We start from the raw sequence: 24,131 nt of genomic DNA on the forward strand, positions 1-24,131 counted from the left end.
GCATCAGTCGGGGAGCCGGCCGAACGGCCGGGGGCCGCCTCGTCGGGTGCGCGGCAGCTGGTGTACGTAGGACCGACCCTAGTCGCAGGTCCTTCCGTCCGGGGACCGTCGGATGTCGCGCCCTCAGCTTCCGACGAGGGCGGCCCGCGCCGCGAACGTGCGGCGGAAGTCGACCGGCGCCACCCCGACCACCTTGCGGAAGTGGTGGCGCAGCAGCGCGGCGCTGCCGAAGCCGCAACGCTCCGCGACGTCGTCGATGCCGAGGTCGGTGTCCTCCAGGAGCCGCTGCGCCCGCAGCACCCGCTGCAGCGTGAGCCACTTGTGCGGGGTGGTGCCGGTCTCGGCCACGAATCGCCGCGCGAAGCTGCGGTCCGACATCCGGGCGCGGCGCGCGAGGTCGGACACCGAGTGCTCGACCTCCAGGTGCTCGAGCGCCCAGTCCAGCACGGGGGCCAGCCCGTCCGACCGGCACACCGGCGCCGGCTGCTCGATGTACTGGCGCTGCCCGCCGTCGCGCTGCGGCGGCACGACCATCCGCCGGGCGATCACGTTGACGGCGGCGCTGCCCAGCTCCCGCCGCACCAGGTGCAGGCAGGCGTCGATACCGGCGGCCGTGCCCGCGCTGGTGATCAGGTTGCCGTCGTCGACGAACAGCACGTCCGGGTCGATGCGAGCGCGCGGGTACCGCTCGCGCAGCTCGTCGGCGGTGTCCCAGTGGGTGGTGCACGGCCGGCCGTCGAGCAGGCCGGCCGCCCCGAGCACGAACGCCCCCGAGCACACGCTCAGCAGCGTGCTGCCCGCCGCGGCGGCGTCGCGCACCGCGTCGAGCACCTCGTCGGAGAACTCCCGGGCCCGCGTCGCCGAGATCGCCACGAGGTCGGCGCCGCGCAGCCCGTCGAGACCGCGGGACGGGACCATGTCGACGCCGACCGACGTGCGGATGGGCTGCCCCGCCACCTCTCCGCACACCCTCAGCTCGATCGGCGGCACCCCGTCCGCGGTGCGGTCGATGCCGAAGACCTCGCAGATCGTGCCGAACTCGAACGGGGTGGCCGGGGGGATCACCAGCGCGGCGACCGTGGACAACATGCCGACAGTGTAGTGGCAGGATCTTAATTGAGGTAGTCAGTTCTGCCACTGTCGGCAGCATGTTGCCGGGCGGAAAATTACTGCCATGACCACCGCGATCATCGTCCTCGCCCTCGTCGCCGCCGTCATCGCACTCTCGATCGCGCGTCCGGGCGATCCCGCCGCCGGGTTCCCCGGCGCCTACCGGGACCGGGACCAGGAACGGCAGTTCGCCGAGCTACGCGCCATCGCCGGCCACCGGACCGATCACCCCACGTGGAACGCGGCGAGCCGGGCGGCCTCGGCCCCCACCGCCCGCTCCACGTCGCGGTCCAGCCGGTGGAACGGCTCGAACCGCACCTCCCCGTCGGTGTAGCGCCAGGTGCCGGCCACCTGCCCGTCGACGAGGAACGTGGGCACCGACTGCGGGATGTTCCGGGCGAACACCCGCGGCCGGTGCTCCTCCGGCAGGATCTGGGCGCGCCGCGCGTGCACCAGCAGGTTGGCGTCCCACTGGCCGAGGAACCGCACGGGTGCGGGGGTGTCGGCGGCCGGCAGCGGCGCCCCCGGCACGTCCACCAGCTCGCCACCCGTCTCGGTGCGGTAGCGGCACAGCGCCATCCGGGCCAGCACCTCGCGCGTGGCGGTGATGTTCCACCCGCAGAACGAGGCGATGTCGGCCGCCGAGGCCGGCCCGAACCCGCGCAGGTAGCGGGCGGCGAGGAACTCCGCGGCGCCCGCCTGCGTGGGCGCCGGATCGGGGATCGGCACGGTGTGCTCCGCCAGCCCGTACACGTGTGCCCGCGGGGTGGGCCAGGTGCCGGCCGGCGGCACGCGCACCAGGTCGACCCACAGCTGGACCCCCGGCCACACCTCCCGGGGATGCCCCTGCGCGCTCAGCAGCTTCTGGATCTCGGCCTGCTTGAGCGGCCCGTCGGCGAGGTACGAGCGGACCTGCGCCGCGACCGCCGGCATGTCGACCGAGCCCGAGATCGGGTGGGCACGCCGCCACCACTCCCGCCGCGCCTCCCGCACCGCCTCCGTGAACGGCCAGTAGTCGGACGGCGAGACCATGTGGATGGTGCAGCGCATCACCCAGGCCTGCACGACGCGGCCGCCGAGCAACGCCTCCGTGAGCAGCTCGCGGCGGAAGCCCTCGAGGCGGGACCACAACCCGACGTAGCCGGACGGGGCGTACTGCGTCTGCAGCCCCGCCACCCGTTCGAGGGCCTGCTCGGGGCCCAGCGCGGCGCGCTCGAGCAGCAGCTGGCGCGCCAGCACGGCCCGGTTGAGCTCGCGGGTGGACAGCACGCGGTCGGTCACGGGCGCAGTCTGCCTGCCCGCGCCGACGGTCCGGTCAGGGCCGCTGGGCCAGCAGCCGGTCGACCAGATCCCCGGCGTGGCCGGGCGGCCCACTCACCTCGGAGGTGAGCGCGAGGTTCGCGGCCATCCGCTCGGGGTGCACCCCGAGCCCCTCCAGGGAGACCCGCAGCCGGGCGGCGGCTCCCCCCGTGGCGCGCAGCAGCTCGCCGAGCGTCTGCCACTCGGCGTGCCACGGCCCGACCGCCCGCTGGTGCTCGTGGTCGGCCGCCGCGAGCAGGACGGCGGCGAGGCCGGGCGCCCTGCGCGCGGCCCCGCGGGCCGTGACCGCCGCGACCGGGTTGCGCTTGTGCGGCATCGACGACGAGTCGCCCGGCGCGGCCTCCGACACCTCCCCCAGCTCCGTCCCGGCGAGCAGCACCACGTCGGTGGCCGGCTTGGCGCACGCGCCCGCGGCCACCGCGAGGGCCCCGGCGAGCTCCCCGATCCGGGTCCGCTCGGTGTGCCACGGTGCCGCGTCCGCCAGCCGCAACGCGCGGGCGAGCGACGCGGCCACCGCGGGACCGTGCGGGTGCAGGGACGCCAGCGTGCCCACCGGCCCACCCACCTGCACGGGCAACGCGGCGATCACCTCCGTGAGCCGCGCCCGAGCCCGATCCAGCCCGGCACACCACCCGGCCGCGACCAGCCCGAACGTCGTCGGAAGCGCCTGCTGCCCCAGCGTGCGCGCGATCATCGGGGTGTCCCGGTGGCGCCCGGCGAGGTCGGCCGCCGCGTCGGCGGCGCCACGCAGGTCGTCGAGCACGACCTCACCCGCCCAGCCGACGAGCAGCACGGCGGCGGTGTCCATGACGTCCTGGCTGGTGGCACCCGGGTGCACCGAACCCCCGGCCTCCCCCGCGGCGGCGCGCAGCATCCGCACCAGCGGGATCACCGGGTTGCCGCCCTCGACGGCGGCCCGGCCCAGCGCCGCCGGGTCGACCCGGAGCCCGGCGGCGGCCGCCTCGATCCGGTCCGCGTCGGCGGCGGGGACGATCCCGTGTTCGGCCGCGGCCCGCGACAACGCCACCTCGACGGCGACGAGCGCCGCGACCCACGAGGCGTCGTCGAGCCGGGCGGCCACCCGGTCGGCCCCGAACAGCGGGTCGAAGAGCGCGCTGGTCATGACGCGGACCGTACGGCCTCGGCGAACCCGGGCGTGCGGCCGGTCCCTCGGTCAGGCCCGCCGCGTCGGGGCGAACGCCTCCCGTTCGAGCGGGACGTCCGACGGGATCGGGCCACCGGTCACCACCGCCGCCGCGAACGCCGCGAGCGCCGGCGCCGTCTCGATCCCCGACCCGCCCTGGCCCGCGCAGAACCAGAACCCCGGCTGCCCCGGCCAGGCCCCGACCACCGGCAGCCGGTCGGGCACGAACGACCGCAGCCCGGCCCACGCCGTGCGCACCGACCGCAGGCCGAGGCCGGTGGCGGCCTCGACCCGCTCCAGGGCCGTGGCGACGTCCAGCTCGTCGGGGCGCGCGTCGTGCGGGTCCACCGGCGTCTCGTCGGCGGGGCTGACCAGCAGCCCGTCGCCCTCCTGCTTGAAGTAGAAGCTCTCGAGCGGGTCGACGACCATCGGCAGCCTCGCCCCGTCCGGCCCGTGCAGCCGGGCCGGATCGGGCACCCGGACCACGGCGATCGTGCGCCGGTACGGCGTGAGCCCGATCCGCGGAACGCCCGCGAGCCCCGCGACGACGTCCGCCCACGCGCCCGCCGCGTCGACGACCTCGGCGGCGTCGATCACCTCGGCGCCCGCCCGCACCCGCCACCCGTCGCCGCGCTTCTCCACCCCGGTGACGGGCGCGCCCGTGCGGACCGTCCCGCCGCGCCCGCGCAGTCCCCGGACGTAGGCCTGGTGCAGGGCCTCCGCGTCGATGTCCGCCGAGCCCTCCACCACGGCCGCCGCGCGCACGGCGCCCGGCCGCAGCACCGGGCAGCGCCGCAGCGCCTCGGCGGGCTCGATCGCCACCGGCGCCCCGGGCTCGCCCGCCTGTTCGGCCAGCTCGGTGGCCAGCTGCGCCTCACCGTCGGCGTCGAACGCGACGTGCAGCACCGCGCGCGGCGACAGCAGCGGCGGCGCCTCCAGCTCGGCCTCGAGGCGGGAGAACCGGGGGCCGCTCGCCACGACCAACGCGCGCAGCGGCCCCGCGCCGTGGCCCGGGATGTACGTGGCGGCGGAGCGGGCCGTCGAATGCCGGGCGAGCGCGGTCTCGGCCTCCGCCAGGAGGACCGAGCGGCTCGCGGCGAGCTCGTAGGCGATCGAGGCGCCCGCGATCCCGCCTCCGACCACGACCGTGTCGATGTTGGTCACGCCGCCGACGCTAGCGTCCCCCGCCGGAAGTTCGCTGGGTAAGTCGGTGGATCCAGGTTCTCGCTGCGCGTGCCGGGCGGCGGCCCTCGTACCGGGCGTACTCGGGTCGTCGGCCGGTACGCGCAGCGTGGAGCTGGGCCGCCGAATTGCTCGGCGGACTTCCGGCGGGGGATGCTGGGCCGTGCCCGTAATTCCGTGGCGACCCCCTCCGGACGGGCCTATCGTCCTTCTCATGCGCCTGTAGCGACGGCCGCCCCACGCGGCAAGCACGGCCCGGGCTTCCCGCCCCGCCGCTCCCGTCCCAGCCACTCCGGCCGGCCCTGGATCAGATCCGGGCGCCGCCTCGGCTCTGCTGCGCCGGCCCCGTCACCCTGCAGGAGGCCCCCATGACCGATCCGTTGCTCCCGTCCCTGTTCAGCGCGGTCGACGACGACGCTGCGCAACCGACCACGGCCGACGCCGACGCGGCGCCGGCCAACCGAGCGGCCCGCCGCGGCCGCGCGGGCAAGGACGCCCCGACCGGAGCCGTCCACGCAGGCTCCTCGGGACGCGCACGCGCCGCCCAGGGCCGCCGGATCAACCCGGTGCGGCGCACCGGTTGATCCACAACCGGTACCGCCGGTCCCGCGTCCACGGGACCGGCGGTACCGCGCGCAGACACCTTGCGGCGACGTGGGTCGGCGGGCTGCCGTTGCCGGTCGAGGTGCTGTTCTCGGGTGTCGGGCCGCGCAGCCCTCGATCGAGCGTCTACTCGATGTGGCGGCCGAGGAACTCACGGGCGCCGCGCAGCTTGGTGCGCAGGCGTTGCTGGGTGATGGTGCAGTCGAGCCGTACGTCGACCGGACCGGGCAAGGTGGCATCGGCTCGCCGGCCGGCGGGCAACGCGGCAGCGTCGAGGCCGTCCCGGCCGGCGATCAGGGTGCCCAGTTCATGACGGCTCACCGCGTCGGTTCCGGCGATGTGGTGGATGCCGGCATGGTCGGATGCTGCGAGTTCCAGAAGTGCTGCAGCCAGGTCGGCAACGTGGACGGGGCAGCGCACATCGTCGGTGAACAGCACTCCCGTCGTCCGGCCGGCGGCCAGGGCGTGTACTCGGCGTTCGTGGACGGAGCCCCCGTCGCCGATGATCAAGGAGGTACGGGCGATCACCGCGGATGGGCTGATTGCCTTGATCGCGGTCTCGGCTGCGGCCTTGGCAGCGCCGTAGGGAGTGGTCGGGTCGGGTCTCGACGTCTCGTCGTAGCGGATCGCGGCACCGGAGAACACCGCGTCACTGGAGACGTGAACGAGTCGCGCAGCCACCGAGGCCGCGGCGAGGGCGACGTGCACGGCGCCGTCGGCGGTGCTGGCCCAGTCGGCCTTCCGATAGGCGGCGTTGATCACCACGTTCGGCCTGGACGCAATCGCCAGGTCGGCAACCTGCTGGTGGTCCCGGACATCCACCTTGTGCCACACCGCGCCACGCACCCCGGTCGGTCGCGTCAGGTACGTCGCTGCGACCTGACCTCCGGCAGCCATCGCCTGCCGGGCAACCTCCCCGCCGAGGAATCCGCTGCCACCAACGACGAGGACTGTCATCGCCGGTCACGCTACAGCCGGCCGCAGGGTCCCCCGGCCCGCCGTCACCGCGACGACCACCTGAGCGGCCGCCGCAACGCACATCAGGAGGATCGGTGCACGCCAGCCGGAGCTGACGGTGTGCAGCAGCCCGAAGATCACCGGTCCGGCGGCGGCGAGCAGGTACCCGATCGACTGCGCCATCGCCGACAACGCGCCCGCCGCGGTTGCGTCGTCGGCGCGCAGGCCGAGGAAGGCCAGTGCGAGCACCAGGCAGGCTCCGCCGCCCAGCCCGAGGACGACGCTCCACAGGAGCGCCCATCCCGGCGCCACCAGCAGTCCGGCGTAGCCGGCGAGCAGGACCGCCGAGCTGAGCGTCGCCAGCACTCGTTGGTCACGTGCCCACCGCAGTGCGGCGGGCACGGCCAGGCCGGTCAGCACGGCGACTGCCTGGAACAGGAACAGCAGCCACCCCGCCGCGACCGCGCTCACTCCGCTGTCCTGGAACACCTGGGGCAGCCACGTGATGACGACGTAGAAGCCCAGCGACTGCAGTCCCATGAACGCCGTGACCGCCCACGCCAGCGCCGATCCCCACGGCAACCGGTGCCGGCGGATCCCCTCCGAGGACGGCCGCGGGTTCCGCAGCTGCGGGAGCCACAGCACGACAGCCACCAGTGCGAGCACGATCCAGCAACCCCACGCGGTCCGCCAACCGCCGGGGGCGACCTGGCTGATCGGCACCGCCACACCGGACGCCACCGCGGCGACACCACCCATCACGGTGGCGTACGCGCCGGTCAGCAGGCCCACGTTGGTGGGGAAATCACGCTTGATCAGGCTCGGCAGCAGCACATTGCCCACGGCGATCCCGGCCCCGATCAGCACGGTCCCCCCGAACAGGCCGATCGCCGTCGGCACCCACCGGACCGCGATCCCGACCGTCAGTACCACGAGCGCACCCGCGAGGAGCCGTTCGGGTCGCCAGCGCGCGGCCAGCCGCGGAACCATCGGGGACAGGCCCGCGAACGCCAGCAACGGCACGGTGTTCAGCAGGCCCGCAACGGCCGGAGCCAGGCCCAGCTCGGCCTGCACGCGATCCAGCAGCGGCCCGACGCCGGTCAGGCTCGCCCTGAGGTTCGCCGCCACCACCAGCAACCCCCACAGCAGTAGCGCCTGACCCGTCCGGTGCCCGTTCTCCATGCCCCCACGATCGGGCCGGACCACGGCGGCAACCAGGCCGTCGTCAGGGTGGCCCCCGCGGGGCCAGCCTGAGCGATGCCGACCGGCTGGCAGCGCCCATACGCTCACGGCATGGGCAAGCCGCTGGGGAAGTTCATCCGCGCCAAGCGCGACAGCATCCAGCCGGAGTCCCTGGGGCTGCCGGACCGCGGCCGCCGGCGGTCACCCGGTCTGCGCCGGCTGGACCTCGCCGCGCTGGCCGGTATCAGCGTCGAGTACCTGACCCGAATCGAGCAGGGCCGGGACCGCAACCCGTCGACGGCGGTCATCAACGCGCTCGCCGACGCGCTCGGCCTCGACCCCTCGGAGCGCGACCACCTGCGCTACCTCGCGAAGATCACCGGTGACGGCTGTTTCGCGCGCGCCCGGCCCACCCCACCGCACCGCCACGTACGACCCTCCGTTCTGAAGACGCTCCGCCTCCTCGAACCGGGGATCGCGATCGTGACCAACCGGCTCGGCGACATCCTCGCCCGCACCCGCGGCTTCGAGTCGATCACCAGCGGAACCGGGCTGCTCGACGCCGACCCTCCGAACCTCACCCGCTACGTCTTCACCGACCCCCGCGCCCGGACGTTCTTCACCGACTGGGACGACGTCGCGGACGAGCAGGCCTTCGACCTGTGGCTCGCACCGTCGGTCGAGAACTCCGACTGGCTCACCGCGGAGCTCACCCCCGTCGCAGGCCCCGACTTCACCCGCCGCCTGAACCGCCACCTGGTGCCCCGGCGGGGGACGCTCCGGCTCAACCACCCCGACGGACAGGACCTCCAGCTGCAGCGCGAGACGTTCGAACTGCCCGCGGACGCCCAGCAACTCGTCGTCTTCCTCCCCGTGGACGAGCGGACGGCCCGAACCGTCGGCCGGCTCCTCGGCGCCAGCCGGCTCCGATCCATCTCATGACGCACCCCGGGCCGCGCCGGCGAGCCTGGCCCCGCCGGCCAGCTCGTAGTTCTCGTCGGTGACGTAGACGTGCTGGGCGGCCCCGGTCAGGTTGCGCAGGTGCCGCTGCATCGGATGGCTCGATGCCAGCACGCGGCCGCCGCCGTACCGGAAGATGTCACCGACCAGGTCCGCGCACTCCTCCACCACGAAGGTGTGCTGCGCCCGCACGCCCGTCACGAACGCCGCGTCCATGCCGGGGCCCGCCGCCGCCCACGTCTCCGCCACCGCGGCCCGGTACAGCAGCCGCACCGCACGCAGCCGGCACTCCGCGCGGCTGAGGCTCTTGCGGAACACGGCACGCTCGCTCAACGCGCCGCCGCCGCGGGCGGTCCCGGCCGCCAGCGCCACCATGTCGTCCACGGCGCGGCGGGCGATCCCCACGACCACGGGGCTCAGCTCGTTGGAGACGAACAGCAGCGGGTCGAGCCGGAACAGGTCGCCCCCGCGGAGGGCCGACGGCCGCAGCAGGTCCACGGTCCGCGCGGCGGGGACGAACACCTCGGTCACGGAGAAGTCCCCGCTCCCGGTGCCCTGCAGCCCGGCCGCGAACCACGTGTCGTGCACCGTCGCCTCGGACTTCGGCACCACAGCGGCCAGCAGCACACCGTCTCGCCCCGCGACCTGGCAGCCCCCGACGAGCCACTCGGCGTGGTTCATGCCGCTGCAGAAGCTCCACCGGCCCGTGACCAGGTAGCCACCGTCGACGGGGACCGCCGTACCGCGCGGCGTGAACTGCCCCGCGCACACCGGCAGGCCCGCACCGGTGTCGGCGAACACCTCGGCGACGCCCTCCGCCGCGAGCCACCCGGCCACCACCCCGGTGGTCCCGTTGCCCACCATCGCCGCCCAGGCCGCCGAGGCGTCGTAGTAGGCCAGCTCCTCCAGCACGTCGCAGAACACCACCGGGTCCAGCTCGCTGCCACCGAGCTCGCTCGGGGTCTTCAGCCAGAACAACCGCTGACCGCGCAACAGCTCCACCACGTCGGCCGGGAGCGTCCGCTCCTCCTCGGCGCGCCGCGCCGCCCCCTCGAACACCGCTCGCCCCTGGCGAACCGCACCCAGTGCCTCATCCCCGTCGGCGCGCACGCCGCTCGCGGCCACCTCGGTCATGCTCCGCCTCACCCCATCGTGTCGACTCCGCGACCGTAAGGGCCCGCCCTTCCGCCGTCCAACACGTCGTGGTGTCGCCGATGGGAAGAGCGCGACCGGCTGTCCGACTTTGACGATCGCCAACCCGGCACCTGATCCTTGCCAAGATTTGACCTTGCCGTCTAAATTCTTACCGTGCGGTCAAAGCCCACTTACCTCGAGCAACAGCGCCGGGCGCAGCTGGTTGCGGCCGCCATCGAGGTCATCGCCGAGCGCGGCTACACCAACGCCTCGCTGTCGCTGGTCGCCGCGCGCGCCGGCACCAGCAAGGGCGTGCTCCTCTACCACTTCGCCGGCAAGGACGACCTGATCTCCGCCGTGGTCGGCGAGGTGTTCGCCGTGGCGCGCGACCTCGTCGGCCCGAAGGTCGCCGCCGCCGCCGGCCCTCGCGAGCGGCTGATCGCCTACATCACCGAACGCATCCGCTTCCTCGCCGACCACCGCGCACACATGCGGGCGCTGCTCGACATCGCCATCAGCTGCCGGGAACCGGACGGACGGCTCGTCTTCTCCGACAGCATCGTCGACCCCGCGGTGCGCGACATCGAGGCGCTGCTCGCGGGCGGGCAGGCCGAGGGCGTGTTCCGGGACTTCGCGACCCGCCCCATGGCGGTCGCGGTCGGTCAAGCCGTCGACGGGGTGCTGTTGCAGCTCACCGCGCACCCCGACCTCGACCTCGACCTCTACGCCGGCGAGCTCAGCACCACCTTCGACCTCGCCACCAGGAGGACACCATGACCCGCACGCTCAGCGGCATCGCTCGCCGCCGCTGGCGCGACCAGGACGTCGAGATCGCCTACGAACGGCTCGGCGAGGCCGGCGAACCGCTGCTCCTGCTGGCCGGCCAGGGCGGCCAGCGATTCGACTGGCGACCGGAGTTCTGCAGCGAGCTCCTCGCCCGCGGGTTCGAGGTGATCCGATTCGACCAGCGCGACACCGGCGCGTCGACGCGATTCGACCACCTCGAGCCGCCGCGCGACCTGCTGATGTGGCTACGTCCCTCGGCCGCGGCCGTCTACACCCTCGACGACCTCGCCGACGACGCGGTCAGCGTCCTCGACGACGCCGGCTGGGGCTCGGCCCACCTCGTCGGCATGTCCCTCGGCGCGGCAACCGCGCAGGTCGTCGCCACCCGGCACCCGGTCCGCGTGCGCTCGCTGACCTCCATCGCGGCCGGCCCGGCACCGCGTATCGGGATGCCCCGTCCCGGCACCGTGCTGCGGATGGTCAAAGCCCTCGGGGCCCCGGTTCCCGATGCGGCGTCGCTCGCACAGCAGCTGATCGCCCTCGACGCGATCGTCGGCTCCCCCGGCTGTCCCACCGATACCGAGCGCCTGCGCGCGCTCGCCGTCGAAAGCTTTCCCGGGCGCGCCTCCCCCGCGGCGATCCGCCGCCAGACCGCGGCGGTCGCCGCCGGTGGCGACCGCCGTGCGCAGCTCGCGGCGGTGACCTCACCGACGCTCGTCGTTCACGGCGGGAGCGACCCCGTGTGCCGGCCCGTCGCGGGCCGGGCCACCGCCAAAGCCATCCCCGGAGCGCGGCTGCGCACATTTCCGGGGATGGGTCACGGCTTGCCCCGCGAACTCTGGGGCGAGATCACCGACGCGATCGTCGGCATCGCCGGTCCGGGCCCGACGGCCGGACGGTGAGACCTGCACGGTGAGGCACGCTCGCGTCCCACCTCGACGGTGTTGGGGACGTACCAGAGGTACTCGCCGTCGGGCATGCAGTTCTCCTTCGTCGGGACAAACGGCATCGTCGTCACGCCGGGATTCGCTCCGCAAGCAGGCGGCCAGATGGCAGGAAAGGCCCGAAATCGTCCGGACGGCCGCTCAGCCGAGGAGCTCGAGGACCACCGCGCCGAGCACACCGCCCAGCACCACCACGACACCCGTGGCCAGCGTGGTCCGCCACCCCAGCGACCGGCCCACCATGACGGCGCCCGGGAGGCTGGCCGCGGGCAGCGTCAGGAGCAGGGCGCCGATCGGGCCGGCCGCCACCCCGGCCAGCACGAGCCCGGTCAGGATGGGTATCTCACCTGCGGTCGGGATCACGATGACCGCGCCCACCACTGCCGCGAGGAGGACCACCGCGACGCCCGCCCCGGCGTCGATCGGGAACAGCCATCCCCGGAACGCCCCGACGACCATCACGATGACGACGTACTCCGGCACGAGGACGACGACCAGCCGCACGAGCGCGCGGAACAGCCGCCGCGGCGCCCCGGCAACCCATGCCCGGTCGGCCCGCTCCACCTCCGTCGGAACGACGGAGGACACCGCCGGGGCCCGTCGGCCTTCCACCACGCGCGCCACGACCGCAGCCCCGACGACCACGACGAGCGCACCGACGACCAGCCGGGTCGCCGCCCACTGCCACGGGGCGACGAGCAGCAGGAACACCAGCACCGCCGGGTTCAGCAGCGGGTTGCCCAGCCAGTAGGCGACCGCCGCCGCGGTCCCCACGCCCTCGCGCCGCAACCCGACGACGACCGGCGCCGTGCAACACGTGCACATCATCGACGGCGTGCTCACCAGCCCACCGACGGCCGCGCTCGACACCCGGTGCCGCCGGTTGAGGGTGCCGGCCCACCACCCCCGCGGGACCAGCGCCTGGATCAGGGCGCTGATGAGCACCGCCGCCACGAGCGCCTTCCAGACGGCATCCGCGTACGCCGCGGTGAACGACACCGCCGCCTGCCACGACGGCGGATCCCCCGGCCGGACTCCCCCAACCGACAGGATGTCGGATCCCGACCACACCCGCTCCGTCGCCAGGGTCCCGATGCGCTGCCCGTACGGAAGCCACTTCGCCCACAGCAACAACACCGCCGCCACGCCGACGACCACGATCGCGAACGTGACCTGGGGACGGCCGAACCAGAACCTGCGCTCTGCGGCGTCATGCATCGAGGAACTCGCTCCGGTTACCGGCCTCAAGAACATCATCGTCTGTCGTCCAGGACGGTAACCCGGCGCCGCCTCCCCGCCGTGAGCCGTGCGTCACGTGGAACGCGGTCCGGGGGCCATCCACCGCGTTCCGCGGAACGCGACGCAGCCGCCGCGCGTCAGCGCTCCGCCGAGCGCGCCCACAGGTTGATGCCGCCGTCCACGGCGTGCGGCTCGATCTCCTCCAGCTCCGCGGCGCTGAACTCCAGGTTGGCGAGCGCGCCGAGGCTGTCGTCGAGCTGCGAGACGCTGCTGGCGCCGACCAGTGCCGAAGTCACGCGTTGGTCGCGCAGGGTCCAGGCGATGGCCATCTGGGCGAGGGACTGGCCGCGGGACCGCGCGATCCCGTTCAGCGCACGGATGTGTTCCAAGGCCCTGCCGCTGATCAGGTCGGGCGAGAGCGACTTGCCCTGCGCCGCGCGGGAGTCCGCCGGTACGCCGTCGAGGTACCTGCTGGTGAGCATTCCCTGGGCGAGCGGGGAGAAGGCGATGCAGCCCACGCCGGTCTCGCCGAGAGCGTCGAGCAGGTCCTCCTCGATCCAGCGGTTGAGCATCGAGTACGACGGCTGGTGGATCAGCAGGGGTGTGCCCAGCTCCCGCAGGATGGCCGCGGCCTCGCGGGTGCGCTCACCGCTGTAGGAGGAGATGCCGGCGTACAGCGCCTTCCCGGAACGGACGGCCGTGTCGAGCGCCCCCATCGTCTCCTCGAGCGGGGTGCTCGGGTCGAAGCGGTGGCTGTAGAAGATGTCGACGTAGTCGACGCCCATCCGGGCGAGCGACTGGTCGAGGCTCGCGAGCAGGTACTTCCGGGAGCCACCGCCCTGGCCGTAGGGACCGGGCCACATGTCGTAGCCCGCCTTCGTCGACAGGATCAGCTCGTCGCGGTACGGGCGGAAGTCCTGGGCGAAGATCGTGCCGAAGTTCTTCTCGGCGCTGCCGTAGGGCGGCCCGTAGTTGTTGGCGAGGTCGAAGTGCGTGACGCCGGAGTCGAACGCGCGCCGCAGGATCGCCCGCTGCGTCTCGATCGGCTTGTCGTCGCCGAAGTTGTGCCACAACCCGAGCGAGATCGCGGGCAGGTCGAGCCCGCTGCGACCGCACCGGCGGAAGGTCGGGCGTCCGGAGCCATCGGGGTCGTACCGCGCGGGGTCGGCGACGTAGGTCATGAGCACATCATCGTCCCCTCCCCACACGGCGACGCGACGCCTGCCCGGGCTCGGCCACCTGGTTGCGATTGCGTGACGATGCCTGACCGGGATACGTGGATGCGGAAAGATCGCTTCGGCCTCTCCGCGGATGCGGACCGGAGGTGTGTGTCGTGAGGGAGGTTGATGGTGAGGACCCGACTGCATGTTCTGTTCGCCGCCGTGATGGTGGCGGTGCTGGCCGGGTGCGGCGGCGGTGGCGGTGAGCCGGCGGGCGACCCGGCCGCAGGGGCGGCGGCGCCGGAGGCGCGGGCGTTGAACGTGTTCGCGGCGGCGTCGCTGACCGACGTGTTCACCGAGTTGAAGGCCCGGTTCGAGACCGACAACCCGGGCGTGGAGGTGCGGCTGAACTTCGCCGGCTCCTCGGACCTCGCCCAGCAGATCGTCAACGGAGCCCCGGCGGACGTGTTCGCGTCGGCGAACGAGTCGACGATGAAGACGGTCACCGACGCCGGCCAGGCGGCCGGCGAGCCCACCCTGTTCGCCACCAACGTGCTGCAGATCGCGACCCCGCCGGGGAACCCGAAGGGGGTCGCCACGTTCGCCGACCTGGCCCGGCCGGACGTCACGGTGGTGGTGTGCGCGCCGCAGGTGCCGTGCGGGTCGGCCACGGAGAAGGTCGAGAAGGCGACCGGTGTGACGTTGACGCCGGTGAGCGAGGAGTCGGACGTGAAGTCGGTGCTCGGGAAGGTGTCCACCGGCAACGCCGACGCCGGACTGGTCTACGTCACCGACGTGCGCTCGGCCGGCGACTCGGTGGAGGGTGTCGACTTCCCCGAGGCCGACCAGGCGGTCAACAACTACCCGATCACCGCGCTGGCGAACGCGCCCCAGCCCGACCTCGCCCGCTCGTTCCTCGAGCTCGTGACCGGCGAGTTCGGGAAGAAGTCGCTGGAGGACGCCGGGTTCGGCACCCCGTGACGAGCGGAACGCCGCGGCTCGCGCGGCTCGCCGGACTCCTGCTCGGTGCGCTGCTCGTGGGTGGCTGCGGGACCGCCGCCACCGTCGCGCCGGCTCCCCCGCCGGTGCAGGAGCAACCGGCGGCCGGGGTGGTCCGGCTGGCCGGCGACGTCCGCGAGCCACGTGACCTGCGGGTCGACGAGCTCGCGGGGCTGCCGCAGCAGACCGTGACCGTCCAGTACGGCAGCGGGTCGGGGCCGCAGAGCCACACCGAGCAGGGGGTGCTGCTCGCCGACCTGCTGCCGATCGAGGCGCTGGCCACCACGGACGCCAAGCACGACGAGCTGGCGTTCGGCGTGCTCGCGATCGGGTCCGACGGGTACGCGGCGCTGGTGTCCTACGGCGAGATCTCGCCCGAGTTCGGCAACCGCGGCATCCTCCTGGCCACCGCCGAGGACGGCGCGGCCCTGCCACGGCCGCGGCTCGTGGTGCCCGGTGACGTCAAGGGCGGCCGGTACGTCAGCGACGTCATCGAGCTCCGCGTGATCCGTTCCGATTCCTCGGATTGATTGACGGGGTTGCCTCCGCAGATGCGGAGTCGGATGCTGGCAGCCGGGGATCGGCCGTGTCCGAGCATGGAGGCAGCGATGGGCAGGTACCTCGGCCGGTTGGGCGGCCATGAGGGCTTCGGCGCGTGGAAGCTGGAGGACGGCTCGGTGATCGAGCCGGGCACGGTCGAGGTGACCGAGTTCGTCGCCTACGTGGCGGCCTGCTCCTGTTCGGGGCCGACCGGCGCGATGTCGTGGCTCGGGCCCGGCGAGCACCCGCCCACGGATGCGGGCGAGCGGGCCGCGGTGGACGAGTGGGAGCAGCTGCACGCCCGCTACCTGCTCACGACGGCCCGCCAGCCCGCGGTCGCCCACGCCGTGAGCTCGATGCTCACCCGGCTCGACGCGATGACGGTGGAGAGCCCCGTGGCCATGATCGCCGAACTGTGCAGGGTGCAGCACCGTAGCGGCGAGCTGCTGGCCCTGGCCGTCAGCCACGCCCGTGTCACCGGGGCGTCCTGGGCGCAGATCGCCGGCGGGCTGGGCATCTCCGAGCAGGACGCGCGCCGCCACTTCGGCGGCACCGGCTGACGGCTCACGCCTCCCGGTCCGGCTGTTCGACGAGGTGGTGCCGGTAGGCGAGGGCCACCAGCTGGGCGCGGTCGCGGGCGCCCAGCTTGGCCATCGCGCGGCTGACGTGGGTCTTCGCGGTGGCGTGGCTGATCGTGAGGGCCGTGGCGATGTCGGAGTTGCTCAGCCCGTGCGCGACCAGCCCGACGATCTCCTTCTCGCGGGCGGTGAGCTGGTCCAGTGCGAGCGGGTTCAGCCGCGGGCCGGCGGAAGCGTCGGTGAGCCGGGCGATCAGCCGACGGGTCAGGCCCGGCGACAGGAGCGCCTCGCCGCCCGCGACGACGCGGATCCCGTGCAGCAGCTGAACGGGTTCGGTGTTCTTGATCAGAAAGCCCGCGGCTCCGGCACCCAGCGCCTCGATGACGTACTCGTCGTGGTCGAAGGTGGTCAGGATGAGCACGTGGACGCCGCCGAGGTCCGGGTCGGCGGCGATCTCGCGGGTGGCGCGCAGCCCGTCGACGGCGGGCATCCTGATGTCCATCAGCACCACGTCGGGGCGGGTCCGGCGGGTCAGCTCCACGGCGGTTGCCCCGTCGGCGGCCTCACCGACCACGTCCATGCCGGGCTCGGTCTCGATGAGCACCCGGAAGCCGCCGCGCACGAGCGCCTCGTCGTCGGCGATGAGCACACGGATGGGACGCATGGTGGACATCATCGCGGGGGGAGCGGCAGCTCGGCGCACACCTCGAAGCCGCCTTCCGCGTGCGGGGCGGCGGTGAACCGACCGGACAGCGCGTGGGCGCGTTCGCGCATCCCGTCGATGCCGTGCCCACCCCCGGTGTCCGCGCCGGTGGCGGCCCCGTCGTCGCGGATCCGGATCAGCAGCCGGGACGGCCCGTGCTCCAGCGTCAGCCGGACGTGGTGCGCGCCGGCATGCCGCAGCACGTTGGTCAGCGCTTCCTGGACGATGCGGTAGGCGGCGAGGTCGACCGGGGCGGGCAGCGGTCGCGGGTCGCCCGCGACGTCCAGCTCGACCCGCAGCCCCCCGGCCTCGGCGGTGTCGATCAGGTCGGTGAGCCGGTCGAGCCCGCTGCGCGGGGCCCGCGGGTCCTCTCCCGCCGGGGCGTCGGCGCGCAGGATGCCGAGGATCGTCTTGACGTCGGTGAGGCCGTCGTCGGAGATCCGCTTGATCGCGGTCAGGGCCTCGCGGGCCTGCCCGGGGCGTTGCTCGATGACGTGCAGGCCGACCCCGGCCTGCACGCTAATGGTGGCCATGGCGTGCCCGACGACGTCGTGCAGCTCGCGCGCGATGCGCAACCGCTCCTCGGCGGCCAGCCGGCGCGCCCGCTCCTCGCGGTTCTGGGTCTCCCGGGCCAGCTGGGCCCGGGTGGCCGCGAGCACCGCCCGGTAGTAGCCGACGGCCGCGCCCGCGCTGCCCGCGGTGGCCGCCAGCAGCGCGACGACGGGGACGACGCCGACGGTCTCGGTGTCGCCGAGCACCACCCGGATCGCGAGGATCTCGACCAGCGCGGTGGGCGCGGCACCCCCGAGACCCCACCGCCAGCCGCGCTCCGCCGCGAGGGTGTAGCAGCCGATCAGCGGCGCGAGCACGATCAGCCGCCCGGGCTGTGCGAGGGCGAACCAGGCCAGGCTCAGCAGGTTGAGCACGACCAACGCCGAGACCGGGTAGCGGCGACGCAGGGCGACCGCGGTCCCCGTGGCCGCCGCCAGCACGACCGATCCGGCGTCCACCCGGCCGGCCTCGACGACCGCGGCGACGAGGACCGCGACCGCCACACAGGCGCCGAGACACGCGTCGAACACGACCGGCGACGCGGCGCCGCGGTACGCCGCCACCCGCATGATGCCGATCAGCCTCCCGCCCTCGCGACCATGGTGCGCCGACCGGGTACGGCGGCGCATCGACCCGTCGCGGTACGCCCGAGCTACCGCACCGGTCGAGGCCGCCTACCACCGGCGGCTGACCGTACGCCGACGGCATCAGCCGGGAAACACCACCGCGGCCCGACGCGCGCGCCCCGCTCGGCTCCCACGATCGGGGCCGACGCCCGCAGCCACCGCTGCGGGGGCACCGACCGAAGGGACCCGCGATGTCCACCCTGTACCTGCTCGCCGCACCGATGGCCGCCGGCTACGAGCTCGGGGTCGGGCGGGCCGTGCCCACCACCGCCGCCGTCGTGGGGCTGGCCGCCGTGGTCCTCGCCGGGGTGGCCCTCCGCCGCCGGAACGGGCGCCTCGCCGGCGTGTCCCTGGTGCTGGGGCTCCTCGGCGTGGTCGTCGGTGGGCTACACGGGGCCAACGCCGCCGGTGGGCTGGGGACCGGGAACGGGCTGGCCGGAGCGGTCGCGGCGGTTGCGCTGGGGCTGGTCGGCACGCTCCTCGGCGCGCTGGCACTGGCCCGCTCCCGCCGATCGCTGCACGCAGGGCGGTCGTGAGCCCGCGGTAGTTCCCGGGCGGCGCGGAACGGCGGATCCTGTACGAGCTCGGGTTCGCCCGCCGCGGGCCTGCGTCACCGCCGGTCGGTGAGCGACCGCGCCGCGTACGCCAGCGCGTACAGGAGCGAGCCGCCGAGGGCGAGCACCGCGCAGGCCGCCGCGACTCCGGCGAGCCCGGCGTTCCTGGGCGGCACGGGCGGCTCCACGACCCCGCCGCCGGCGTCGATCCAGATCTCCACGACGGCGCCGGCGGCGACCGGCACGTCGACGGTGACCGCCCCGGTGTGCCGGATGCCCGCCCGGTCGGTCCACCGCGCGTCGACCTGCACCGGGAGCCATGCGCCGTACAGGCCGCTCCGCCCGGATTCCTCGACCAGCACCGCGCTCGTCGGCCACAGCGCCGCGCCCCCGGCCTCCGCGCGCTCGACGTGCCGATCGTGCACGGCGAAGCCGAGGACCGCGGCCCCGACGACCAGGATCAGCACCGCGGCCACCAAGAGCCGTCCGTCGCTGTGCATCCGGATCACCTCCTGGGCGGGACGGCGCCCGCACGCCCCGCCCCAACGGTGGCAGGTCCCAGGCCCCGGCGAAAGCGGCTCTCGTCCCGCGACGGCGACGCTTGATCAGCGCATGCGGTTGTCCGGCCGCACGCCGGCCGGGACCTGACACTCATGACCGAGCGCTACGCGGCCGCGACGACGCGCCTGCGCAGCACCGTCACGGTGAGCGCACCGGCGACGGCGGCGGTGAGCGCCAGCAGCACGAACCCGAGCGAGTAGTCGCCGAGCACCCCGTAGACCAGCCCCATCACCAGCGGCGGGAAGAACCCGCCCAGCCCGCCCGCCGCGCCGACGAGGCCGGTCACGGCACCGACGCGCGCGGGCTCGACCAGCCGGGCGACGACCGCGAAGACCGCGCCGGTCCCGACGCCCAGTGCCGCGGCGAGCCCGAGGAACACGATCGTCCCCAGCGGGAGGAGGGGCAGCTCGAACGAGGCGAGGACGGCGAGCAGGCACACCGCCCCGAACGCGCTCGTGAGGACCGGCACCGGTGGGAAGCGGTCGCAGAGCCAGCCGCCGAGCGGCCGCATCGCGACCGCCAGCAGGACGAAACCCGCGGTGCGCAGTGCCGCGTCGCCACGCTCCAGGCCGTACGCCGTGCCGAGGTAGGAGGGCAGGTAGACGCTGAACGCGACGAACCCCCCGAAGGCCACGGCGTAGAGGAAGGCGAGCTGCAGCGCCACCGGCATCCGCAGTGCTGCGCCGAGCTGCGCGCCCATCGATTCGGTGGGGAGCGGCCGGTCGGGGCGGTCGCGCAGCAGCAGGTAGCCGACCGCCGCGAAGACCACGAGCACGACCGCGACCAGGTCGAACGGGAAGCTGGGTCCGAACGCGGCCGCCAGTTGCACCGTGGAGAACGCCGAGATCGCGGTGCCGCCCATCCCGGCGCCGAACACGCCCAGGGCGAGGCCGCGGCGGGCGGGCGGGTACCACGAGTTGACGAACGGAACCCCGATCGCGAACGTCGTGCCGCCGAGGCCGAGGAAGAAGCCGCCGACGAGGTAGGCGGCCAGCGAGTCGGCGAAGTGTCCGAGGTAGAGCACCGGCAACACGGTGAGCAGGGCGACGGTCGGGAACATGCGCCGCGCCCCGAGCCGGTCGGTGAGTGCCCCGACCGGGATCCGACCCAGCGAACCGACGATCACCGGCACCGCCACCAGCAGCGACTGCTCGAACGAGGTGAGGGCCAGCTCCTCGCGCAGGCTCGCGCCCAGCGGGGAGAGCAGCGCCCACGCCCAGAACGTCACCGCGAACCCCGCGGTGGCCAGGGTCAGCATCAGCGCGGGAGAGACCTCGTCGCGAGCCGTCATGGCGTCTCCTTCCGCGCGCCGACGGACACGGTCGGGGGGACCTCGGTCGGTTCCGTCCCCACCGCTTGAGAGGCAGTGTGATGAGTGCCACGGTGAAAGGCCAGGCGAGGCGGAGGGCGACCATGACCCGAACGGGTGGGACCGACGGGCCGGGAGCCGACGCCCTGCTGCGGACCGGGCGGTTCTTCACCCGGCGCGAGACGTCCGAGGACCTGAGGGCCGTGTACCGGGAGGGCGGCCGCGAGGGCGACGTCTTCTACCGGGACCGGTGGAGCCACGACAAGGTCGTCCGCTCCACCCACGGGGTGAACTGCACGGGATCCTGCTCGTGGAAGGTCTACGTCAAGGACGGGATCATCACCTGGGAGAGCCAGCAGACCGACTACCCGTCGGTGGGGCCGGACTCCCCGGAGTACGAGCCCCGCGGCTGCCCGCGCGGCGCGGCGTTCTCCTGGTACACCTACTCCCCCACCCGGGTCCGCTACCCGTACGCCCGCGGCGTGCTGGTCGAGATGTACCGGGAGGCGCGCGAACGCCTCGGCGATCCCGTGCTGGCGTGGGCGGAGATCACCACCGACCCGGAGAAGCGCCGCCGCTACCAGCGCGCCCGCGGCAAGGGCGGGCACGTGCGGGTCTCGTGGGACGAGGCGGTGGAGATCGTCGCGGCGGCGCACGTCCACACCATCGGGGCGCACGGGCCGGACCGGATCGCCGGGTTCTCGCCGATCCCGGCGATGTCGATGGTCAGCCACGCGGTCGGCTCGCGCTTCATCGAGCTGGTCGGCGGCTGCATGACCTCGTTCTACGACTGGTACGCCGACCTGCCCGTCGCCTCACCGCAGGTGTTCGGCGACCAGACCGACGTGCCGGAGTCCGGGGACTGGTGGAACGCCTCCTACCTGCTCATGTGGGGCTCGAACGTCCCGATCACCCGTACGCCCGACGCGCACTGGATGGCCGAGGCGCGCTACAAGGGCCAGAAGGTCGTCGTGGTGTCGCCCGACTACGCCGACAACACGAAGTTCGCCGACACCTGGCTCCCGGCCCAGCCCGGCACCGACGGTGCGCTCGCGATGGCGATGGGCCACGTCATCCTCAAGGAGTTCTTCGTCGACCGGCGCGTGCCGTTCTTCGTCGACTACGCGCAGCGCTACACCGACCTCCCGTTCCTGGTCACCCTCGAGGAGCGGGACGGCGGACACGTACCGGGCAAGTTCCTCACCGCCGCCGACCTCGGCGACGCGGGTGCGGGCGCGGAGTGGAAGACCGTGCTGCTCGACGGCCGGACCGGCGAGCCGGTGGTCCCGAACGGGTCGATGGGCTTCCGCTACACCGACTCCGGGCGGGGCCGGTGGAACCTCGAGCTCGGTGACGTGGCCCCCCGGCTCACGCTGTACGGCGGCGAGGTGGCCTCGGGGGATGGTGAGCCGGCAGAGCTTGCGGAGCCGGCGGGGCGGGTGAGCACAGTCCTGCTCCCCCGCTTCGACGCCCTCGACGGCACCGGTGGTGTCCTGCGCCGCGGGGTGCCGGTGCACCGGGTCGGCGACCGGCTCGTCACGACCGTGTTCGACCTGATGCTCGCCCAGTACGGCGTGTATCGCGACGGCCTGCCCGGCGAGTGGCCCGCCGGGTACGACGACGCGGGCGAGCCGTACACCCCCGCCTGGCAGGAGTCGATCACCTCGGTCCCGGCCGAGCAGGCCGCCCGGGTTGCGCGCGAGATGGCGCGCAACGCCGAGGAGTCCGAGGGTCGCACCATGATCATCATGGGGGCCGGCATCTGCCAGTGGTTCCACGGTGACGCCACCTACCGGGCCGTCCTGTCGTTGCTGCTGCTCACCGGGTCGATGGGGCGCAACGGCGGCGGGTGGGCGCACTACGTCGGGCAGGAGAAGTGCCGGCCGATCACCGGTTGGGCCACGATGGCGGGCGCCACCGACTGGTCCCGCCCGCCGCGCCAGATGATCGGTACCGCCTACTGGTACACGCACACCGACCAGTGGCGCTACGACGGCTACCGCGCCGACGCCCTCACCTCACCGCTGGCGCAGGGGCACCTGGCCGGCATGCACACGATGGACACGATCGCGCTGTCCGCCCGCCTGGGCTGGATGCCCTCCTACCCGCAGTTCGACCGCAACCCCCTGGACCTCGCCGACGAAGCAGGCGACGGCGACGTCGGGGCGTACGTGGTCGGCCAGCTGCGGTCGGGGAGGCTGAAGTTCGCGATCGAGGACCCCGACGCGCCGCGGAACTGGCCGCGCTGCCTCACCCTGTGGCGGGCGAACCTGCTCGGCTCCTCCGCGAAGGGCGACGAGTACTTCCTGCGGCACCTGCTCGGCACGCACCACAACGTGCTCGCCGAGGAGACCCCGCCCGACCGCAGGCCCCGCGACGTCACCTGGCGCGACGACCCGCCGGAGGGCAAGCTCGACCTGCTGCTCGCCCTGGACTTCCGCATGACCAGCTCCACGCTGCTCGCGGACGTCGTGCTCCCCGCCGCCACCTGGTACGAGAAGCACGACCTCAACACCACGGACATGCACCCGTTCGTCCACGCGTTCACGCCCGCGATCGACCCGCCGTTCGAGACGCGCACCGACTTCGCCGCCTTCCACGCGATCGCCCGCCGGTTCTCCGAGCTCGCACGCACGCACCTGGGTGTCCGGCGCGACGTCGTCGCCGTCCCGCTGCAGCACGACACGCCCGGCGAGACGGCGCAGCCGGGCGGGCGGGCGCGGGACTGGCGCAGCGCTGATGCGCGCTCCGCCGGCGCTACGCGCTGGTGCGAGGTCGAGCCGGTCCCGGGACGGACCATGCCCGGCCTGGTGGTGGTCGAGCGCGACTACACCGCGATCGCCGACAAGCTGGCGAGCATCGGGCCGCTGCTCGACCGGCTCGGCATGACGACCAAGGCCGTCACCTACCGGCCCGACGAGGAGCTCGCCCACCTCTCGGCGAAGAACGGCGTGATGCTCGGCGGCGCCGGGGACGGCCGCCCGGCGGTCGACACCGACGCCAAGATGGCGGAGGCGATCCTCGCCCTCTCGGGGACGACCAACGGCCGGCTCGCCGTCCAGGGGTTCCGCGAGCTGGAGCGCCGCACCGGCACCCGGCTCGCCGACCTCGCGGAGGGCAGCGAGGAACGCCGGATCACGTTCGCCGACACCCAGGCCCGCCCGGTGCCGGTGATCACCAGCCCGGAGTGGTCGGGCAGCGAGACCGGCGGGCGGCGCTACGCCCCGTTCACCGTCAACGTGGAGCGGAACAAGCCCTGGCACACCCTCACGGGCCGCATGCACTTCCTGCTCGACCACGACTGGATGCACGAGTTCGGCGAAGCCCTCCCGATCTACCGGGCTCCGCTGGACATGCACCGCCTCTTCGGCGAAGGCACCCCCGGGCGGCTCGACGCGGACGGCAGGTCCGTGACCGTCCGCTACCTCACCCCGCACTCGAAGTGGTCGATCCACTCCGAGTACCAGGACAACCTGTTCATGCTGTCGCTGTCGCGCGGCGGCCCGGTCGTCTGGATGAACGAGGCCGACGCGACGTCGATCGGGGTGCGCGACAACGACTGGGTGGAGGGCGTCAACCGCAACGGCGTGCTCGTCGCACGGGCGATCGTCACGCACCGGCTACCGGCCGGCACGGTGTTCGTCTACCACGCCCAGGAGCGGGTGGTGAACGTGCCGAAGTCGGAGGCCACCGGCCGCCGCGGAGGCATCCACAACTCGCTCACCCGGATCCTGGTCAAGCCGACGCACCTCATCGGCGGCTACGCCCAGCTGTCGTTCGCCTTCAACTACCTCGGGCCCACGGGCAACCAGCGCGACGAGGTCACGGTGATCCGCCGCCGATCGCAGGAGGTGAGGTATCAGTGATCGCAAATGGACCCCGTCATCCAACGGAACCTCAGGGGAACGTGACGGCGGGCGACCACGATCAACCCACTTTCGTGACGTGCGTACCCCGCGCAAGCGCCGTAGAGGTTCCGGGGAGGCGG

22 protein-coding genes are annotated in these 24,131 nt (G+C 73.7%); 9 read left to right on the plus strand and 13 right to left on the minus strand.

Going from position 1 to position 24,131, the window contains the following annotated elements:
• Positions 1-123 precede the first annotated feature (123 nt).
• The 4 genes from ACU436_RS26600 to ACU436_RS26615 form a co-directional block, all read right to left on the minus strand.
• Positions 124-1,089, minus strand: a complete 966-nt coding sequence (locus ACU436_RS26600) for a GlxA family transcriptional regulator (protein ID WP_459029684.1) — start codon at positions 1,087-1,089, stop codon at positions 124-126.
• A 246-nt stretch (positions 1,090-1,335) separates the two neighbouring features.
• Positions 1,336-2,391, minus strand: coding sequence for a winged helix DNA-binding domain-containing protein (locus ACU436_RS26605; protein ID WP_459029685.1), 1,056 nt, complete (start codon positions 2,389-2,391; stop codon positions 1,336-1,338).
• Positions 2,392-2,425: 34 nt separating this feature from the next.
• Positions 2,426-3,553 carry a 3-carboxy-cis,cis-muconate cycloisomerase gene (gene pcaB, locus ACU436_RS26610; protein WP_459029686.1) on the minus strand — a complete coding sequence of 376 codons (1,128 nt, stop codon included), beginning with the start codon at positions 3,551-3,553 and terminating at the stop codon, positions 2,426-2,428.
• Positions 3,554-3,604: 51 nt separating this feature from the next.
• Positions 3,605-4,738, minus strand: coding sequence for an NAD(P)/FAD-dependent oxidoreductase (locus ACU436_RS26615; RefSeq protein ID WP_459029687.1), 1,134 nt, complete (start codon positions 4,736-4,738; stop codon positions 3,605-3,607).
• A gap of 386 nt (positions 4,739-5,124) precedes the next feature.
• Here ACU436_RS26615 and ACU436_RS26620 point away from each other — a divergent pair, with 386 nt between their 5' ends.
• Entirely contained in the window at positions 5,125-5,340 is a 216-nt protein-coding gene (locus tag ACU436_RS26620) for a hypothetical protein (RefSeq protein ID WP_459029688.1), read from the plus strand.
• A 145-nt stretch (positions 5,341-5,485) separates the two neighbouring features.
• Here the strand turns inward: ACU436_RS26620 and ACU436_RS26625 are convergent, their stop codons facing one another.
• The gene (locus ACU436_RS26625) at positions 5,486-6,316 is read right to left on the minus strand and encodes a sugar nucleotide-binding protein (protein WP_459029689.1); all 831 of its coding nucleotides are present in this window, start codon (positions 6,314-6,316) and stop codon (positions 5,486-5,488) included.
• A gap of 6 nt (positions 6,317-6,322) precedes the next feature.
• Entirely contained in the window at positions 6,323-7,498 is a 1,176-nt protein-coding gene (locus ACU436_RS26630; RefSeq protein ID WP_459029690.1) for a CynX/NimT family MFS transporter, read from the minus strand.
• 111 nt (positions 7,499-7,609) lie between these two features.
• On the opposite strand from ACU436_RS26630, the gene ACU436_RS26635 reads away from it, so the two are divergent.
• A complete protein-coding gene (locus tag ACU436_RS26635) occupies positions 7,610-8,440 on the plus strand; it encodes a helix-turn-helix domain-containing protein (RefSeq protein ID WP_459029691.1) in 831 nt (276 codons plus the stop codon).
• Here ACU436_RS26635 and ACU436_RS26640 read toward each other — a convergent pair.
• Positions 8,435-9,592 (minus strand): acyl-CoA dehydrogenase family protein, encoded by a 1,158-nt coding sequence (locus tag ACU436_RS26640; protein WP_459029692.1) that lies wholly within the window; start codon positions 9,590-9,592, stop codon positions 8,435-8,437. The genes ACU436_RS26635 and ACU436_RS26640 overlap by 6 nt on opposite strands.
• Positions 9,593-9,766: 174 nt before the next feature.
• Between ACU436_RS26640 and ACU436_RS26645 the strand changes: the two genes are divergently transcribed.
• Together ACU436_RS26645 and ACU436_RS26650 are read left to right on the plus strand one after the other, a co-directional pair.
• Positions 9,767-10,369 (plus strand): TetR/AcrR family transcriptional regulator, encoded by a 603-nt coding sequence (locus ACU436_RS26645; protein ID WP_459029693.1) that lies wholly within the window; start codon positions 9,767-9,769, stop codon positions 10,367-10,369.
• Positions 10,366-11,280: an alpha/beta fold hydrolase gene (locus tag ACU436_RS26650; protein WP_459029694.1), complete on the plus strand. Its 915-nt coding sequence runs from the start codon at positions 10,366-10,368 to the stop codon at positions 11,278-11,280. Before ACU436_RS26645 ends, ACU436_RS26650 begins: the two co-directional genes overlap by 4 nt.
• A gap of 183 nt (positions 11,281-11,463) precedes the next feature.
• Here ACU436_RS26650 and ACU436_RS26655 read toward each other — a convergent pair whose 3' ends face one another.
• Together ACU436_RS26655 and mgrA are read right to left on the minus strand one after the other, a co-directional pair.
• A complete protein-coding gene (locus ACU436_RS26655; RefSeq protein WP_459029695.1) occupies positions 11,464-12,540 on the minus strand; it encodes a permease in 1,077 nt (358 codons plus the stop codon).
• Positions 12,541-12,698: 158 nt separating this feature from the next.
• Positions 12,699-13,742 (minus strand): L-glyceraldehyde 3-phosphate reductase, encoded by a 1,044-nt coding sequence (gene mgrA, locus ACU436_RS26660; RefSeq protein ID WP_459029696.1) that lies wholly within the window; start codon positions 13,740-13,742, stop codon positions 12,699-12,701.
• A 165-nt stretch (positions 13,743-13,907) separates the two neighbouring features.
• Between mgrA and modA the strand changes: the two genes are divergently transcribed.
• The 3 genes from modA to ACU436_RS26675 all read left to right on the plus strand — a co-directional run bounded on the left by modA (position 13,908) and on the right by ACU436_RS26675 (position 15,820).
• Positions 13,908-14,702 (plus strand): molybdate ABC transporter substrate-binding protein, encoded by a 795-nt coding sequence (gene modA, locus ACU436_RS26665; RefSeq protein ID WP_459029697.1) that lies wholly within the window; start codon positions 13,908-13,910, stop codon positions 14,700-14,702.
• The gene (locus ACU436_RS26670; RefSeq protein ID WP_459029698.1) at positions 14,699-15,250 is read left to right on the plus strand and encodes a hypothetical protein; all 552 of its coding nucleotides are present in this window, start codon (positions 14,699-14,701) and stop codon (positions 15,248-15,250) included. Before modA ends, ACU436_RS26670 begins: the two co-directional genes overlap by 4 nt.
• Before the next feature lie 78 nt (positions 15,251-15,328).
• The gene (locus ACU436_RS26675) at positions 15,329-15,820 is read left to right on the plus strand and encodes a hypothetical protein (protein ID WP_459029699.1); all 492 of its coding nucleotides are present in this window, start codon (positions 15,329-15,331) and stop codon (positions 15,818-15,820) included.
• A 4-nt stretch (positions 15,821-15,824) separates the two neighbouring features.
• Here the strand turns inward: ACU436_RS26675 and ACU436_RS26680 are convergent, their stop codons facing one another.
• A complete protein-coding gene (locus tag ACU436_RS26680; RefSeq protein WP_459029700.1) occupies positions 15,825-16,502 on the minus strand; it encodes a response regulator in 678 nt (225 codons plus the stop codon).
• 8 nt (positions 16,503-16,510) lie between these two features.
• Positions 16,511-17,662, minus strand: a complete 1,152-nt coding sequence (locus ACU436_RS26685; protein ID WP_459029701.1) for a sensor histidine kinase — start codon at positions 17,660-17,662, stop codon at positions 16,511-16,513.
• 248 nt (positions 17,663-17,910) lie between these two features.
• Between ACU436_RS26685 and ACU436_RS26690 the strand changes: the two genes are divergently transcribed.
• Positions 17,911-18,255, plus strand: coding sequence for a DUF6223 family protein (locus tag ACU436_RS26690; RefSeq protein WP_459029702.1), 345 nt, complete (start codon positions 17,911-17,913; stop codon positions 18,253-18,255).
• A gap of 74 nt (positions 18,256-18,329) precedes the next feature.
• Here the strand turns inward: ACU436_RS26690 and ACU436_RS26695 are convergent, their stop codons facing one another.
• Both ACU436_RS26695 and ACU436_RS26700 read right to left on the minus strand, forming a co-directional pair.
• Positions 18,330-18,773 carry a hypothetical protein gene (locus ACU436_RS26695; protein WP_459029703.1) on the minus strand — a complete coding sequence of 148 codons (444 nt, stop codon included), beginning with the start codon at positions 18,771-18,773 and terminating at the stop codon, positions 18,330-18,332.
• Positions 18,774-18,937: 164 nt separating this feature from the next.
• Positions 18,938-20,125, minus strand: a complete 1,188-nt coding sequence (locus ACU436_RS26700) for an MFS transporter (RefSeq protein WP_459029704.1) — start codon at positions 20,123-20,125, stop codon at positions 18,938-18,940.
• Between the two features lie 122 nt (positions 20,126-20,247).
• On the opposite strand from ACU436_RS26700, the gene ACU436_RS26705 reads away from it, so the two are divergent.
• The gene (locus tag ACU436_RS26705) at positions 20,248-24,009 is read left to right on the plus strand and encodes a nitrate reductase subunit alpha (protein ID WP_459029705.1); all 3,762 of its coding nucleotides are present in this window, start codon (positions 20,248-20,250) and stop codon (positions 24,007-24,009) included.
• Positions 24,010-24,131 lie beyond the last annotated feature (122 nt).

It is taken from the genome of Pseudonocardia wallangbongensis (assembly GCF_054486945.1).